The sequence below is a fragment of the Nitrosomonas sp. genome, assembly GCF_043753625.1.
Lineage (GTDB): Bacteria > Pseudomonadota > Gammaproteobacteria > Burkholderiales > Nitrosomonadaceae > Nitrosomonas.
Genome location: NZ_JAYUWI010000053.1, coordinates 1 through 17,096 on the forward strand (window position 1 = coordinate 1; position 17,096 = coordinate 17,096).

The window sequence follows — 17,096 nt, forward strand, 5'->3', positions numbered from 1 at the left end:
CTCAGTCTTGGCCTTCTTTAACCGTTCCATTGCCACCACAAGTTGCTCCGCCCCACTTGCCTTCCGTGCCATGATGGCCTCTACCAAAGGTAAAGGCTATATTATTAATGCTTCTATCTGTAATTGGAATTACATCAATGAGTTAATACAATTTAAACTGACATCATATTGATTTAAAAACTACTTTGCTACTCAGGAAACGAAAGCGGGAGCCTAAGCCCCCGTTCTTGATCAAATCAAAATCTAAATTTGAACTGCCGATTCTTTTCTGCAACGTGCCATGAAACCCAGTTATTGATTAACACCTGCTACGACTCCATTGCCCTTATCATCGGTTCCCCAGACACAGTAACTATAACGACTTGTCCATGCAGTAGATAGCGGCATATCAGTGCACGGACCTGTTTCCAAGTGATCACTGATCCAGCTACCAACTCCTCCTGGTTGGTTACAGATTAGAATATCGATCGATCGTACAGTATCCATGGAACGATCCACACTCGTAACGAGTGATGCTTTTGACATAAACCCCGGTTTTTATACCAAACTGCGATATATTACTGTGGCACTGACCATACATACCATAGGGATCACCTGGATCTTGCGCCTTTACCACACCAATTGTGATCGCGTTACCAAACCCATCATTGGCGGTACTGAGGCAAAAGTCATAAGGGGTAGGTCCATCAGGGCAAGCTATTCGTTCAGGTTTTGTTTTCGATGCTGCTGTGCTGCTGTCACAAGCTAAGGTTACGATACCTTTGATTAAGCGCCGATCCCCTCCTATTAAGGATAGCTTTGTTTTAAGTTGCGCGCCGCTAGGGCAGCTTGTATAAAGACCATTAGGGTCAGTTTTAGCATCAAACTTCAAAACACCCAATGATACATCTTGTCCAATCCCATCATTGCCAGTATTTATACAATATGCATATAGGCTATCTGCGGGGCAGGATACTTTTTCAGGAGCCCCCCCCTCCTCCGGAAGGGCCACAATCTAATACCGTGATAGCTAAAACATCGGCGAGTGTTTCACCTAAAAAAGCCAGATGAAGAATTTTTGTTTGTAGTGAACTACCTCCTGGCGAACATAAGCCATACAATGCATTAGGATCCGCTGACTTATTATATGCTCTGTTGTACCATTTCCCGTTGCAAACGATGGTGCGTTATATAGCATAACCACACATACAAAGGACCCTATCCATTTAGATTGAAATGATGATTAACCCCCATAAATTTATTCAAGTACTCTTAAGCTTTCCGCACTCTTCAAGAGCAGTTTCAATATATGAGATATTTAAATGTGATTAATTGATATATATCAATCTGGAGTGATATTCATTTGCTACATTTACAAAAACGCTACTCCAGTGTACAGGAGTAGCCCGGTAGCTAATGATGCCGTTGTGCGCGTGCCTCGATGCGTTCGATATGTATCATGGGGACGAACAGCCAGATTGCGGCTGTTGCGAATGATGAGATGATAACTAACCAGATGTATGCGAATGAACCTTCACCGAGTTCGGTATACAAATGTGCGCCAACATATTGCGAAGCCAGTGTGCCAAGATTAAAGATCGACATGAGCAGTGCAAAGAAAGTGGCTTCTGCCCGCCTGGGGCATGCGCGTGCTGCGAGATCCAGGAATGCGAGAGTGGTGATCATGCCAGTGATGCCCCAGATCACGTGGATCAGCAGCGCAGAAAATTCTCCCCTATAACCCAGGTAAGTCAGCAATGTGATGACCGATAGACCGATGGCGAAATTAATGAGCCGCCGCAGTGGTGTTGAGCGCGCAAGCGGTGCGTAGATCAGCGCGCCCAAAATGCTGGCCGCCGAATCGACTGCATTCAGAAAGCCAATGTATTGTTGGTTGAAATCGAGTACGTCGATCTGGTAGTAGAGGAATGCCGGTCCAAACGAGGGACTGAAATTGAACAGAAAGATAAAAGCACCAACCAGCCACACTGAACGTTCCCCAAATCCGGACCGTAATGCCGTCCAGATCGCTCTGAATTCTCTCTTCTGGAGGTTAATACGCTTCTCGCGTACGAAAAACCCAGACATCAGTAATACAACCAGAGGAAACATGGCGGCAACTATAAAAGCAGTTTGCAACTGCCGGTACTCGGCAAAATACCCACCCAGCAACCCGACAATGATTGATGCAGCGGTGATCGCAATCCATTGTACCGACTGGAAGGCGCCGGTCAGTCCACTTAATTTGCCTTTTTCCACCATCAATGCATCAGTTAATACGTCATTGTAGGCGAGGCCGAATCCCATGATCGAATAGAGGACGGCAAGTTCCCAATAGGAGTAGTTTGCTGAAAGCCCGGCAACCAATCCTGCAATGCATGCCAAGGCAGAAGTCACGATCAGATAGCTTTTGCGTCGTTGGCCGAACAGTGGCACGAAATCTGAGATTAATCCATACAGCGGTTTGATAAACCAGGGAATCGATGCCAGCAGGAAGAAAGTGGCGACAGCATCAGCTTCAAGACCATGATCCTTAAAGTTAATTGCAATCACCTGGTTGGGTAGTGCGGACATGCCTTGGGCAAAGTAGACGATTGCAAACAAAATGGCAAGACGCCGAGCCTCGGCAGTCTTGAACGGATGCAAATGCTGCAACCAGTTTTTCATGGGTGCAGCCGCCGGATCAAAATGATGCCGCCTGTAGTAGTAAGAAGAATTTCACATTGATTCTAATTGATGGTTTTTAATCAATTGCGGAAATCGTCGATTCTACGCTGTGTGTATCAGTAACGCTAATTTTAACCATACTGGCAGGGATAAATCTAGTCAACACTAGATTGGGAGACAGAAGCTTGGTAGCGCTTACCTGTTTCTTCTTGTTGCTGTAACTCCCACATATGCGCATAAGTGCCGTTGGCTGTCAGTAGTTGTGTGTGGGAGCCGCGTTCGATGATGCGTCCGTGATCCATCACCAGAATTTGATCGGCATCAGCGATGGTGGAAAGCCGATGGGCAATGGTTAATGTGGTGCGGTTTTTTGCGATGCGCTTTAATTCGGCTTGTATGCGTTTTTCGGATTTTGAATCCAGTGCCGATGTCGCTTCATCAAAAATCAGTATTTCCGGATTTTTCAGAATAGTGCGAGCGATAGCTACACGTTGTTTTTCACCCCCAGATAGTTTCAAACCACGTTCGCCGACAAGCGTTGCATATTTTTCCGGTAGGCTTTCAATAAAATCATGAATATGTGCTGATCGGGCTGCCGCGTAGATCTCTTCCTGTGTTGCATCCGGTCGCCCATAAGCGATGTTGTAAAAAATGCTGTCGTTAAATAACACGGTATCTTGCGGAACGATACCCATGGATGCCCGCAGGCTTTGCTGGGTGACATCCCGGATATCCTGATTATTGATAAAGATGCAGCCCGATTGCACGTCATAAAAACGGAACAGCAAGCGTGCGAGCGTGGATTTTCCTGAACCGCTTTGGCCTACCACCGCAATGTTTTGACCAGCTGGAATATCAAAGCTGACGTCAAACAGTATCTGACGATTGGATTCATAACTAAAATTGACCTGGCTAAAGCGGATGGCTGGATTCTGCGCATTGAGTGTTTGGGCATCCGGTTTATCCTGGATTTCTTTATTCTCATCTAATAGCGTGAACATGCGCTCCATATCAGCCAGAGAATGCTTGATTTCACGATAAACAAAACCCAGAAAATGCAATGGCATGTAAAGTTGCAACATAAAGGCATTGATCAGCACCAGATCACCGATGGTCATGCTGCCCTCGACGACTTTATCGGCGGCCAGTAACATTAAAAATGTGACGCCTACAGCGATGATAGCGCTTTGCCCGGCATTCAGCGTTGCCAGTGAAGTCTGGTTACGGACAGCGGCCTTTTCCCAGGATTGCAGATGCTCATCGTAACGGCGTGCTTCCCAGGCTTCGTTGCCAAAATATTTTACCGTCTCGTAATTCAGCAAGCTGTCTATTGCTTGAGTATTGGCCTTTGAATCCATGTTGTTCATGGTACGGCGAAAAATCATGCGCCATTCGGTAACGATCAGCGTTAAGGTAATATAGGCCAACAGGGTCAAGAAAATGATGATGGAAAACCAGATGTCGTACTTGCTGATTAATATGGCGAGCACCAGGCTGATTTCCAGCAAGGTAGGCAGGATATTAAACAGCATAAAATTCAACAGGAATGAAATGCCGCGAGTACCACGCTCAATATCGCGCGAAACGCCGCCAGTTTGACGTTCCAGGTGGAAGCGCAAAGATAATGTATGCAAATGCATAAATACTTTGTTCGCAACCCGGCGGATCGCGCGTTGCGTTACTTTGGCGAAGATTGCGTCGCGCAATTCCCCGAATAAGGTGCTACACAGGCGTAAGAGGCCATAGCTAACCAATAAAAAAACCGGTAGTACCAACATAGCACGCGGCTGATCTAAGGCATCGACAATTTCCTTTAGGACCAGGGGCACCGAAACATTGGCGAGTTTAGCTAATACCAATAGGCTGAGTGCCAGGACAACCCTGCCTTTAAATTCCCATAAATAGGGCAACAGGGCGGCAATCGTTTTCAAATTGCTACGTGTGGCTGCAGGTTTCTCAAGACGAGTGGGGCGCATCGGGATCGATTAAAAGACGTAAATTAAAGTAATAAATAACTGATCGAGCACCCCAACAAAGCAGCCACTCCCAACCAACACCAGAGCAACATGAGTTTTCCGGGGCGATGCTCGTCTGGTACACTTTTATTAAACATCGCCTGCATGTTCAGTATTGCCAGAATTGGCGCCGCTACAAAAGCAATCACGGTGGCAATTTTTACCATCTCCCGCATGGATGTCATATAAAAGAACAGTATTAATAGTGTTCCGGTAATGATGATGAGTAACCAGACTAAATAAGTCTTATCGTTATTGCGATGTTGGATGCGTTGTGGAAACAACAGCTCCAGTGCGATGCCAATCGTGCGCGGGAAGCCATCCAGTACCGTGAGTGTGGTGCTAAACATGGTTGCCAGTGCCGCAATGGCAACAATCGGATAGGCCCAGCCACCCAAGGCGCGTTCGTACATATTCATCAATTGACCAGCGAATGCTGCGCCCCCGGCTGCAAAAGTTTCACCGCTGCCGTACATGACGAGTGCACCGAGTAACAGAAAGCAAACTGCTAAAAACGCAGTGCCAATGTACCCCACTCTGAAATCGAACAACGCTTCCTTCATGCTGGTTTTCTTACCGTCACTCTCATTCTTGCTTTCCGACCAGATGGAGTGCCACACGGAAAGATCCAACGGTGCGGGCATCCAGCCGAGAAATGTCGCTAAGAATACTAAATGTGCTGTATCAGAAAATGAAAAATGTACGATCGCAGATTCATGATGACCTGGATTATCGAATAGCAGCATGATGACCGCCGCGACAGAAGTGATCGTGAGAACCAGGATAATCACTTTCATCAATTTATCCAGCAATACGTAGTGACCGCCCACCAATAATGTGAAAGAAATTAGCAGTAGCGCACTGCTGATGATGAATGCAACCATTTGTGGATCGTGTCCGCCAAGACCTTCCAGTCCAAAAATATTAGTGACCAGACCGGCAGTGACTACGGTAATAGCCGCCTGAATGATGAACATGGTGGCTATGGACATGAGCAGATAAACCCATACCGCCCATTTTCCCAATCGCTTGTAGCCGTGCAATATGTTATGTCCGGTTGCTGCGGTATAGCGCGGCCCAAATTCAAAGAACGGGTATTTGATCAAATGAATAATGATGATGGCAATAATCAGATCAAATCCAAACATTCCACCCGCCTGCGTGGATTGCACCAAATGCGACACACCGACAGCGGCACCTGCATACAATAATCCAGGACCCAAACGTGAGATAAAATGATTAAAAAGTTTGTAGAGTGGCATAGTTCTTATTTCTTAGGGATATCCTATTATTAAACCGGTTTTTTATTTTTCCAACAAAACCACGGTAATTGTTTTCTTGCCTTCTTGAGTTCCTGCGGCAACGGCGGTAAGGTAACACAAGTATTGATATCCTTTGTGCTGATTTGTTGGAAGTAAGCAGAATGGTCACCACACCGGAATTTTAGAATGCGCTACGAGATCAATTATGGAAATTACCTGCTATCGAGATCCTGAAATCAGCCGGGAAGCGCGTCATTTGTCGGCGAGTACTTATAATCTGGCAATTACCTTATTAGCACGCTGCCCTACTGAACATTTATTTGTTCCCATTCGCAGCATGCAGTATATGGCGATTATTGATCGTGAAGAGTTCGTGTTTATCGATGGAGAGCGTAAATGCTGGATTGAAATTGCGTGGCGGAATTTTAAGCCGCAAGCCCGAGATGCACTGACTCAGCCGGTTGCTTACGAAGCCGTTTATTACCGTGCGAACCAGTCAGCCATCATGTCACGGTTGCAAAGGGAGTTTCCGGCCGCCTTACAGGCGTTGGTTAACAAAACAAAGCTGGATGGTCCGGCCCGGATTATCCATTTCCCAGAAAAAAATTAATCATCATCCTTCAACTCGTTATCCCAACCCTTTTCCTTCGCACTCGCAATAGCTTGTGCGTATAACCGGCTATGCCGGACACGTAGCTCATCCGGCAGGCGACTGGGCAAGTGCGCATAAGGCTCCCAAGCGTTGTGAACTTTTTCATACAAAGATTGCATTTGTGCGCCACTCCATCCTACGCAAGTTTCTGTTTCGGGAAGAATGCCAAACACCCAAGCATCGCGTACGATGCGACCCAGGTGAGTTAATCCTTCATTCTGATCCTGATCGATGCCCACATAAAATTGTTCTGTCATTGCGTTGATCTCATAAAAATTTGCATACTATTGATAAGTGGTTCTAGTCTTGAGAGTCAGACTGGTTCTTTTTGTGGGTAGATTTCGATTTTGCATTGAAGCGATCCAATATGTGGTGGGTCATGCTCTTGGCGAGTTCTTCCTCGCCAAAGAATACAGTACCTATCTTGTCTTTGCGTAATAATTTTGTTTCATCTTCGCTTCGAGTACGTAATACAATTTCAATGGATGGATTCAATGTGCGTGCGGTATCAATCATCTGACGAACATTTAACGGATCGGATGTTGCGACGATCAGCATGGCGGCGTCTGTGATATGCGCTTGTATTAATACTGAAGGTTCCGTGGCATCACCGGATACTGCGTTTTTGCCTTGTTTGCGAAGATCTTGCACCAGTTCACGATTTTGTTCTGCGATGATATAAGGGATATCCTTTTCACTCAGAGCGTTGGCAATGCGCTGACCGACGTGGCCATAACCCACGATAACAACCTGCCCCTCAAGAAATTTACGTTCTGTGCTCATGTGTAGCTCAGCGAATGGATCATCGCGATTTTCATATTTGCGTGCAGATGCAGAGTACTTCAATATCTGGTTTCTAATAGGTCCGATTGCAGCAAAGGCAATAGGATTAAAAGCAATTGAGATTAAAGCGCCAGCAAGCACCAAACTCATTCCTTCACTAGACATCAATCCAAGCGATAGCCCTAATCCTGCGAGAATAAAAGAAAATTCCCCAATCTGTCCTAAACTTGCCGCCACTGTCAGGGCTGTATTGAGCGGATAGCGAAGCATTAGTACCAGCAGCATGGCCGCCATAGATTTGCCAACAATAATAATGGCTACAACAGCTAAAACATGCATGGGTTCATTGATTAGGATGGTGGGATCAAACAGCATACCAACAGAAACAAAAAACAACACTGCAAAAGCATCACGTAATGGCAGTGATTCTTCGGCGGCACGGTGACTAAATTCGGATTCGCGCATGACCATGCCCGCGAAGAAAGCACCGAGTGCAAACGACACATTAAATAGCGCTGCAGCGCCATAAGCAATACAGATCGCGAAAGCAACAACAGAAAGAGTAAATAATTCACGCGAGCCGGTGCGAGCAACTTGCCACAACAACCAAGGTAATACACGATGACCGACCACCAGCATCAAGGCAATAAAAGCTGCAACCAGTAACAAGGTATGTCCGACGGTGAGCCATAGAGAGCCTGTTGTACTCTCGGTTACGTTGGATCCTCCCAACATAGTGGCAAATGAAGGTAAAAGCACAAGAATCAATACGGTGACAAGGTCTTCAACAATCAGCCAGCCAACGGCAATCTGGCCATTCATAGTTTCCAGAAGACCCCGTGATTCAAGCGCTTTAAGCAAAACAACCGTGCTGGCACAAGATAATGACAAACCCAGAACTAAACCCGCACCTAAACTCCAGCCCCAGGAGTCAGCCAGAACCATGCCTAAAATGGTCGCAACGGCCATTTGAACAATTGCGCCAGGCAAAGCGATACGTTTTACTGCAAGCAGATCATTGAGTGAAAAATGTAATCCAACACCAAACATCAATAACATGATACCAATTTCTGATAATTGAGAAGCAATGCCAATATCTGCGACAAATCCAGGTGTAGCAGGGCCAATAGCAATTCCAGCGAGCAGATAACCTACCAATGCCGGTGTTTTAAGCCGCTCCGCAATAAAGCCAAAGATTAAAGCCAGACCAAATCCGGCTGCAATCGTCGTAATCAGTTCAATGTTATGTTCCATTCGAATTCCAGTATTTTTGCCTCATAGGCCTATTGGCCGGTTTGCTTGGTTCGTTTTATTAAGATTACTGGATATTTTTATGCGCGTTTGCTTCAATATCGTTACCGGAAAAGCTATCAGATACAGCAGGTGTGTTTAAAAATTTCTCGAACTCAACGCGCTCTTCTTCAATGGCATCCAGAATCTGGCGTTTAAACTCATCGCGTGAGAATGCTTCCTCGAGCATCAGAAGAAGCTTCTCAACGGTCAATCCAATAGTGATTCCACCAATAATACCACCGATGGCTGCGCCGATGGCCGTACCAATGCCGGGAATGAATGAACCCAGCGCCGCCCCCGTAGCGGCACCGGCCGCAGCCCCGCCTAAAGCACTGACTGCTTTGCCAGCAGTCACCTTAATTAAGGCTTGGGCACCGAGCTTGATGATCCCCTTTCCTGCCACCTTGGCAGTGATCTTACCGGCGATTGCACCAGTGATGGCACCCGCGGTACCAATGCCGCCTGAGATCAGCATACGGTTTTCAAGATTGATGATAACACTGTTTGCTGGCGGTTCTTTGAGCGCACTCAGTGAAGCGTGCCGAACTACCTCCAGTTGTGAGTTATCAATGGGTTCGACACGATTCTCAGCCAAAATTTGTTCAACTTTCTGTAAATGCTCTGCGCGTAATTGCTGATTATTTTGCAGCACCTCTTCAATGGACTGCTGTACTGGGCCAAACACATTGCCTTTCATCAGGTAATTTTGCAGTTTCTCAGCCATCCAATTTTCCAAAACTCCGGTGGCCAATGCCACAATTCGCTCATATTCCCCCGGCAGACTGTAATACCAGTCCAGATAAGCATCCACATTGTCGGCCATTTGCTGAAAACCGGTACCGGTGGTTTCGCGCAATTTGCCCAGCGATGTTTCCAGCTTGCTGAGACTGTCGAGATAAGCCTGCTCAATTTGCGCGGCTGTTCCTGGTTTGTAGTAATCCTCACCAATCATTTCCACCGTTTGAATCACAGTTTGTTTTGATGCCTGTATTTCTTTGATCGTTTCCGGATTGGAACGCAGCCAGGCATCCACATAAACCGTCGAAGGCACGTAAATAAAAAATATAAAGAAGGTAGCAAATGCTGAGGTGAGCGCCCAGGCCCATGGCGAAACTGCGGGTGGCTGATCGGTATCCTGTATGGGCGCAAATACGCGACGGTGTTCGGATAATGGAACCATAAAACTGGAAATCCCGAGCGCCACATTATAAAAAAACAGCAAGCTACCTAGAAAAACACATCCCAGATAAAGCACATCACTGGATGAATGCAGGCTACCTAGTGCATAACGCTTCATACCTTCAATAAAACCCAACAATCGGTTGGTTTCAAGAATCAAGATACTGTTGGTTGTCCCATCCAATTTCTGGCTTTCCATCGCGACAGCCTCGGCCAATGAAGCATATTGACGGCTTGCATCGGTGTGGTTTACAAACACAACAAAAAACACAGCCATCGCCAGCGCAGTCACCCAACGCGACCAGGCTAAGGATTTATGCACGGCGATATAAGGCTTGTATTCACGGACAGCAATCGGGAAGAAAATGGCATAAATGACGGCAAATACCGGGATAGCCGCAAAGAAGATCATCCACTCCGGTTTTTCTGCCGAGCCGAGATAAAATAACAGCAAAAATGCAAACACAATCGACCACAGCAACCACCCAATATACGCCAGAATCCGGCGGGTAAAGAGCCAATGCAGAATGCCCAGTTTCTTGAACTGACTGGAAAGATAAATTCTTTCAATTGTCACTGCATAAATCGCAGCGAAGTAAATGGGTAATCCAAACAGGAATGTTACCAATAAGGCAAACCATAGTTGTTTATCCGGAATCAACCGCCCAAAATAGTAAGCAAACCCCAACCAACTCGCAGAAAATGCTAAATAGCCGAGCGTTCTTACGAAACTAAAGTTTTTAAGCGCTGAAAACACAACAATGATTCCTTCTGATCAACAACCGGGGATAAAAACGAGCGACAGCAGGACGGAAAAATAAACTAAAGTCGCTGGCTGATAGTAGACTTGGTCTGGTTAGGGGCTGTCAAGATATTGATGAGCTGATGACAGTTTTCGGAGTTTATGATAAATGCGACTGCAAGTTTAATTTTAAATGATCGAGTTATTAATTGCTAACTCTGTTGTTTTGCCAGTAAATTTCTAATAATACATAATAAATTATTCTTAATTCATGAGGTTACAAGATAATCTATGCTACCTGTTAATTTAGATGTTGATAAATCCCTTGACGATGACCAAAAGCTTTGGCGCTATATGGCTTTATCTAAATTCATATTTATGGCTGAGAAAAATGTTTTGTGGCTTGCGAGGGCAGATACATTTAAAGATAAGCATGAAGGTCGATTTCCAGATGAAATGAAGAAGATAATTGAGCAAGCATATAAAGAGTTTGATGATAATGATGAATCTCCTGTAAAAAATGCGGATGATTTTCAAGACTACCTTCTTAAAAATTCATTTATAAGTTGTTGGCATAAGAATTTTGATGAGAATATGGTGATGTGGGAAATCTATGGCAGAGATAACAACGCAATTGCAATTCAAACTACAGTTAAGAATATCAAAGAAAGTATTGATTCTTCTTGTTTAACTGGGCACTCACTTAAGCTAAAAAGTGTTATTTATGAACAAGCAAATGAAATTCGTGGAATATTGCCATATGAAGACTGTTTCTTTATAAAAAGGCCACATTTTTCTTTTGAAAAAGAAGTAAGGATTAGTTTAGATACCTATTCACGTGATCCATCGAAGAAAACACCATATGGATACGAGCTTTCAGTTGATATCAATAGACTTATAGAAAAAATACTAATCCATCCAGATAGTCCTGACTGGTTTATGGATGTTATTAGCTCCATAGTTAAAAAATATGAAATTAAGGTACCTGTGTTACGTGGATTATATGGCACAAAATAATTGTTTTCTTAGCGACTGATCTGATAATTTCTTATTGCGTACACAATGAATCACTGGACCGACATCAAACTACCGATCCCAGAATGGCTGAATACTTGGGCTATCGGAATTCCAGAAACCCTTCCCGATGTGAATCAAAGAATGTCTCTAGTCATTGATTTGGCTCTTATAAGCATAAAAAATGGAGGAGGGCCATTCGGCGCGGCTGTTTTTAATCAACATAGCGGCGAGCTTATTGCGCCGGGAGTCAATTGGGTTGTTCCGGGTAAATCCTTATTATGGCATGCCGAAGTGATGGCGCTGGCTTTAGCGGAACAAAAGCTGGGTAGCTACGAACTCGCAAGTCATGGTTCGTTTGAGCTGGTAACCAGTGTGGAGCCGTGTTGCCAGTGTCTGGGTGTGTTGATGTGGGCAGGTGTGGCTTCGGTTGTTTGTGGTGCACGTTCGGAGGACGCACAGGCGATCGGGTTTAATGAAGGCCCCCGTTCGCCGCACTGGGAACAGGAGTTGAAGCAAAGAGGAATCAGCGTAACACGGGAAGTGATGCGCTCGCAGGCTGTGGAAGTTTTGCAAAGCTATACCGGAGAAATTTATAACAGTCAGCTACAAGCTACAAGCTTCAAACTTAAAACTTCAAACCGATCTAGATAATTTGAGATATTTTTGCTCTAATTCGCTTACGATAGTTACCAATGTCAGAGAGTTGGTCGAGTGGTTCAGGAAAATTGAGGGCTCATATGAGACAAAAAATATTAGTGTAGTGTCTTTCAAATGTTTATACATGCAAACAATGCTGAGATTGCATCATGGCGTTACGGGCACGCTGAATTTTCCGCAAAATTTCTTCGCCCTTGGCATTCCAGACATAACGTTTGGGATTTTTATTGCGGTCAGCCAAATAGGTAAAAATTCAATCTGCCAGTTCTTTAACTGAAGCAAGGCTGCCACTGACGATCTGATCAGTCAGATCGCGGAAGAAACGGAGCGTATAACAACATAAAGATGAACTCCGCACTCAAGACGCATTTCTTCTGGAATGCTGCCATTGATAGTGAAACAGGGCGGATGAGTTTGCGTCATCCGCCAAAAAAGTTAACTGTTCATTTTAAATGAAACCAAATCCAATCAGCATAAATAAATTCAGCGACTAACTGGTTTAGCTGCTGGAATACTTTGTACTGCTGAAGGGGGTGTATTGGGTGCTAACTCTGGAGATTTTGTTGTCGGCTGAGATCCATCTTTTGTGGCCTGTTTTTGGTCACTAGGGGCAACATCCGGTTGGGGAGCGGCAACTGCCGCTTCTGCTTCAGGTTTAACCTCGCTTTCAGTGGCTGGTTCTTTTTTGTTGGATGAAAATTGATTCCGTAATTCTTCAACTGTACCTTGGTGCAGGTAGCCGGTATGCCAAAGATAAGCGATGCTGCCTAGCAGTAACAAAATGAATAAATAAGATTTCCATGGACTTTTCTTTTCTGCATAAGGATCGGTGAGTGAACGTTGAGCACCGGGTGGTAAGGTGGCTATTTGTGTCAATGATGCTCCAAATGGAATATTAATAATTGCGCGTGTGTTAACCGCCCAGCCATTACCATCTAACAAGGGTGCCAAGTTACGCTTACGTAGCTTGAGAAAAGCCAGCAGAACGGACGGGCCAGAGATCAGTAAGATCAATCCAACGATAGCTAATGGCATTTGCCACCAGACTAAGCTGATAAAACCGGTAACAACGGATGCAATCGCGGTACCGATGGCGCCAATTGCCAGACCAATGGCGGCAAAAATCCCTGCAAACTTGCCGACATCAAATGGAGCAGGAGGCGTTTTGCCCGTGTCATTTGTTTGTGTAGTATTTGCGATACCTGATGCCGCCTGATCTTGTACTGCCTTTTCGCGAGCGCTAGCCATTTTCTCGATCTGCTCACCAATCATTTTGCCGATTCGCTTGTATGGATACCAAAAGGCTTGGCGTACACTGATGGGATGCTCGATGATTTTTACGATGGTCGCATTCCAATCCCGGCCCGTGCGGTCATAAAATATACCATTACGGCCTACCATTAAATTATCAGCATCACCATTCGTAAAAGCCGCAACTATAATCATCTTTTCATTGCCACCGCCTTCACGCTGACACTCACAATAAGCGAGGTAAGTGCCACTTAAATTGGCCATGATGCTGTGCTTGTTAATGTCTGTTACCCGCAAACAGAAATCGCAGCTACGACCGTCTAGATATAAGAATCCTGCTTGAAAAATGGCCTTTCTTTGGGCTGTATAAAAATCACGGAATGATACAAAATTATTCAAAAGCTGAAATAAATCGCGATGGTAGCGGATCAGTTTTTCTACAGAATTAATGGCATCTGATGCACCGGCAAGGGATTTGTCTTCATGGATCAGCGACAAGATTTTCTCTTGATAGTCACTCGCCAAAATGGAACGAATGCGCCTGATTTCTAAGGCTTCAACGGCAGCTCCACGTTTAACATCGAGCCACGCTTGATGCGCTGAGAAATGATTGCACAATTGTTGCCATTCTTCGTTACTCAGATTTTCTTTATCACCCAGTAGTGGGCTGATCACTTTATTTCTAAATTCGGTGACTGCAAAAATCCAAGCAGGGTTAATTCCTGCCCCAAGTGGAAGTGGCTTGTTCGCTTCAATTTTTGCCATGGGCAGGGAGGCAATCTGTTCGGAGTCAGTAGATAAATTTTTACTGGCAAGTGCTTCGTATTCTGTGAGTGCGGGATTGAGCGGTTCGCTTGCACGTTGATCGAATTCGGCAAGTCGGCAACGCGTAAAATAATCATTAATTTTAATTCTTATACGATCAAACGCTGCCTTGGCAGCTTCGGTTTCTTCGCCCAAGAGTAGAATATTGGCTGCATCGCGTTCTGCGTTCTGCTTCCTGCCACCATTCCGAATAAGCTTTGGCTTCCAAAAAGAACTGAGAAATTTTTTCTTCCGAAACACCGGGTAAACCGGATCGGTCTTCTTCCGCTCCGACACAAGTCATAATATCTTCAATGACTGATTGAGTATCGGTGTCAGTGGCTGTACTCGAAGGGATGATGCCATCACCATTAAATTTTGTATCCGCAAAAATCTTATTCAAGTCTGCAGTATCTTCAATTGAGATGGTCAGCTCGTTTTTCTTACCGATATTCAGCAAAATTTGTTTTGCTGAAGCCAATAACGCGGCTCCTTCCGGTGTGCTATCGTTAATAGAATTTAGCGGCAGAGTATCCGATCCCTTGGTAAGATCCTCTGGCTGCTTAAGTAGTGACGTTGCCCAGTTAGCAGCAGCAATAATTTCGGGTACACGTATATGTCCGTCTTTATCGGTATCAATGAACTCAAGCGTTTTACTGTCGAACTCAAGGTTACTGGTTGGACAACTTAGTGCTGCCCAGAGCTTTGGGTCAAGTTCACCGAGAGATTTTAGATCGATTCCTTCTTCTAAGCGGACTTGATCAAAACCACCGGAACGAAAAAATCGCCATTTATGTAGGCTATTCATAATTTCCTTTTTTCGTGATTAATTGATTTTTATACATTTCTTGAGCATTGCCTTTAGATAAGAATTCTGATTTAAAATGTGTTGATATAGGGGTGTTTAGCTTGGTATGGTTAGGCGAATTCAATTGCTTGCATTGAAGTGACACTTGCACGCCATTTTGGTTGATCAAGCTTTATTCACTTCGCGACAAATAGGCGGTGACATGATTGTGATAGAAATTTTCTGTTAGCCCTAGGATATCTGCCTCATTTTGGCAGATACTCAATCTCGAATGACTTCTGATACCGCTCTCTTCAAGCCGAACTGGTAGTGCTTGAGCTCTGACGCTTGGTAGTGCGCCATTGTTGGGTGGAATTGATTCTACATCAAGCTGTACAGGCATGGTGCCTGCAGAACCAAAACCCAGCTGAATTGTGGCTTGTTTTGATAAGTTAATATTCGATCTCCGCTACCACCCCAGCGATCATTGATACGCACTATGATCTGTTGCTTGGTTTTAAGGTTAGTCACCCGAACGTTACTACCGATGGGAAGAGTTCGATGTGCTGCTGTCAATTGCTCTGGGTCATAGGCTTCGCCGCTTGCAGTGTTCCGTCCTTCCATAGCTAGGGCATAGTAGGTTGCGATGCCCGTTTCGGAAGGCCATAGAGGTTCTTGTGTAGAATTATTTATTTTATTTTGACTAGTTGATGAAACCAGAACCTCTGTTTGTTTAGCGGTATGGTCACTTGCGCTGGGTGCTCTATCAATGTTCTGAGTGTACATAGATTGTGTAGGATGCGAAGTATCATTTATTACTGGTGCTGCGATGCATCCACATAATAATAAAATAAGAGGGCTGCAAATATAACTATCTTTCATGGTGTTTTTTTTTCACTATTTTAAGGATGAAGGAGTTCTGTCACTGAAATAGGACTTATCCTACATGATATCAAGTCCTATTATTCAATTATTTGAATATGAATTATTGCTCCCAGATACCGGAATAATGCTTTGTGTGGTGCCGTACGAATGGCGGATTCAATCAGAGATGCCCACTGATTGAATTTGAACCACGCATAAGCTCAATAGGAATATGTGCAGTACTTTTTGAAGCGGAAATTATTTAACAGCTAAGTGCGGCAGCGCACAGACACTAAGCTTAGTGATTACCAATATATAACCATATTTCATTTCGAAATTTTTCAGAATTTCGCATGAGATATGGTTCAGCAACATGGATCGGCAATATCCATATAAAAATAGGCACAATATATGTCAAAAGTTGATAAGAGTCTCAGTGCGATTAAAAATCGTATCATGTTTGCATCAAGAGAAAACAAGATAAATCAATTCTATAACCTTTGTTCTGGAACGGAAAAGATACTAGATGTTGGTGTCTCGTCTGAACGCAAGGCTGCAGTTGCAGCAAGCAATTATTTTTTAAGAACTTTTCGCTTAGCACCTGAACAGTATACTGGCCTGGCCATCCAAAACATGGATGGCATGGATAGGTTATTTCCAGGAAAACAATTTGTGCAATATGACGGAGAAAAATTTCCATTCGATGATAAATCTTATAACATGGTCTTTAGCAATGCCGTAATTGAGCATGTTGGTGATGAAGCGAGGCAGCTACTTTTCCTGAAAGAAATACTAAGAGTAGGGAATATTATTTTTTTCACAACTCCAAATAAATTTTTCCCGATTGAAACTCACACATCGGTTCCATTTTTGCATTGGAATAACACATTATTTTATGCTTGGTGCAAAAAATTCAGACCATTCTTTAACCAAGATACCTTGTATCTTTTTTCGTATGATCGTCTAGAGAAAATTCTTATGTTATCTGGATGCGCCTTTTACAAAATTATACCAAATAGATTTTTTGGAATCCCGATGACCTATTCAGTTTAAAGTGGACCCCGCAGTCAAGACAATAATAGATTGAATTTAAGAGGGCACCCTATTCATGCAGCGGAACGGCGCTGCCCCGATTTTTTGTTTT

At 44.3% G+C, this 17,096-nt stretch carries 14 protein-coding genes; 4 read left to right on the plus strand and 10 right to left on the minus strand.

Annotation, left to right across the window (positions count from 1 at the left end; all coding sequences use genetic code 11):
• Window positions 1–448: 448 nt before the first annotated feature.
• From ACH10T_RS05095 to ACH10T_RS05110, 4 genes are all read right to left on the minus strand, one after another.
• The gene (locus ACH10T_RS05095) at window positions 449–991 is read right to left on the minus strand and encodes a hypothetical protein (RefSeq protein WP_394808241.1); all 543 of its coding nucleotides are present in this window, start codon (window positions 989–991) and stop codon (window positions 449–451) included.
• A 401-nt stretch (window positions 992–1,392) separates the two neighbouring features.
• On the minus strand, window positions 1,393–2,646 hold the full coding sequence (locus tag ACH10T_RS05100) for a folate/biopterin family MFS transporter (RefSeq protein WP_394808242.1): 1,254 nt from the start codon (window positions 2,644–2,646) through the stop codon (window positions 1,393–1,395).
• A gap of 155 nt (window positions 2,647–2,801) precedes the next feature.
• Window positions 2,802–4,622, minus strand: coding sequence for an ABCB family ABC transporter ATP-binding protein/permease (locus ACH10T_RS05105; protein WP_394808243.1), 1,821 nt, complete (start codon window positions 4,620–4,622; stop codon window positions 2,802–2,804).
• Window positions 4,623–4,645: 23 nt separating this feature from the next.
• Entirely contained in the window at window positions 4,646–5,923 is a 1,278-nt protein-coding gene (locus tag ACH10T_RS05110; RefSeq protein ID WP_394808244.1) for an NRAMP family divalent metal transporter, read from the minus strand.
• A gap of 205 nt (window positions 5,924–6,128) precedes the next feature.
• On the opposite strand from ACH10T_RS05110, the gene ACH10T_RS05115 reads away from it, so the two are divergent.
• A complete protein-coding gene (locus ACH10T_RS05115; protein WP_394808245.1) occupies window positions 6,129–6,533 on the plus strand; it encodes a hypothetical protein in 405 nt (134 codons plus the stop codon).
• On the opposite strand, the gene ACH10T_RS05120 is transcribed toward ACH10T_RS05115, so the two are convergent.
• The 3 genes from ACH10T_RS05120 to ACH10T_RS05130 form a co-directional block, all read right to left on the minus strand.
• Entirely contained in the window at window positions 6,530–6,832 is a 303-nt protein-coding gene (locus tag ACH10T_RS05120; protein ID WP_394808246.1) for a hypothetical protein, read from the minus strand. The genes ACH10T_RS05115 and ACH10T_RS05120 overlap by 4 nt on opposite strands.
• A 43-nt stretch (window positions 6,833–6,875) precedes the next feature.
• Window positions 6,876–8,612, minus strand: a complete 1,737-nt coding sequence (ybaL, locus tag ACH10T_RS05125; protein WP_394808247.1) for a YbaL family putative K(+) efflux transporter — start codon at window positions 8,610–8,612, stop codon at window positions 6,876–6,878.
• 64 nt (window positions 8,613–8,676) lie between these two features.
• Window positions 8,677–10,587: a hypothetical protein gene (locus ACH10T_RS05130; protein ID WP_394808248.1), complete on the minus strand. Its 1,911-nt coding sequence runs from the start codon at window positions 10,585–10,587 to the stop codon at window positions 8,677–8,679.
• Between the two features lie 276 nt (window positions 10,588–10,863).
• On the opposite strand from ACH10T_RS05130, the gene ACH10T_RS05135 reads away from it, so the two are divergent.
• Both ACH10T_RS05135 and ACH10T_RS05140 read left to right on the plus strand, forming a co-directional pair.
• A complete protein-coding gene (locus ACH10T_RS05135; RefSeq protein ID WP_394808249.1) occupies window positions 10,864–11,589 on the plus strand; it encodes a hypothetical protein in 726 nt (241 codons plus the stop codon).
• Between the two features lie 45 nt (window positions 11,590–11,634).
• A complete protein-coding gene (locus ACH10T_RS05140; protein WP_394808250.1) occupies window positions 11,635–12,240 on the plus strand; it encodes a nucleoside deaminase in 606 nt (201 codons plus the stop codon).
• A gap of 489 nt (window positions 12,241–12,729) precedes the next feature.
• On the opposite strand, the gene ACH10T_RS05145 is transcribed toward ACH10T_RS05140, so the two are convergent.
• The 3 genes from ACH10T_RS05145 to ACH10T_RS05155 all read right to left on the minus strand — a co-directional run bounded on the left by ACH10T_RS05145 (window position 12,730) and on the right by ACH10T_RS05155 (window position 15,874).
• On the minus strand, window positions 12,730–14,457 hold the full coding sequence (locus tag ACH10T_RS05145; protein WP_394808251.1) for a hypothetical protein: 1,728 nt from the start codon (window positions 14,455–14,457) through the stop codon (window positions 12,730–12,732).
• A complete protein-coding gene (locus ACH10T_RS05150) occupies window positions 14,420–15,109 on the minus strand; it encodes a hypothetical protein (RefSeq protein ID WP_394808252.1) in 690 nt (229 codons plus the stop codon). The genes ACH10T_RS05145 and ACH10T_RS05150 overlap by 38 nt, the downstream gene beginning before the upstream one ends.
• 360 nt (window positions 15,110–15,469) lie before the next feature.
• Entirely contained in the window at window positions 15,470–15,874 is a 405-nt protein-coding gene (locus ACH10T_RS05155; RefSeq protein WP_394808253.1) for a septal ring lytic transglycosylase RlpA family protein, read from the minus strand.
• A 489-nt stretch (window positions 15,875–16,363) separates the two neighbouring features.
• On the opposite strand from ACH10T_RS05155, the gene ACH10T_RS05160 reads away from it, so the two are divergent.
• A complete protein-coding gene (locus tag ACH10T_RS05160) occupies window positions 16,364–17,005 on the plus strand; it encodes a class I SAM-dependent methyltransferase (protein ID WP_394808254.1) in 642 nt (213 codons plus the stop codon).
• Window positions 17,006–17,096 lie beyond the last annotated feature (91 nt).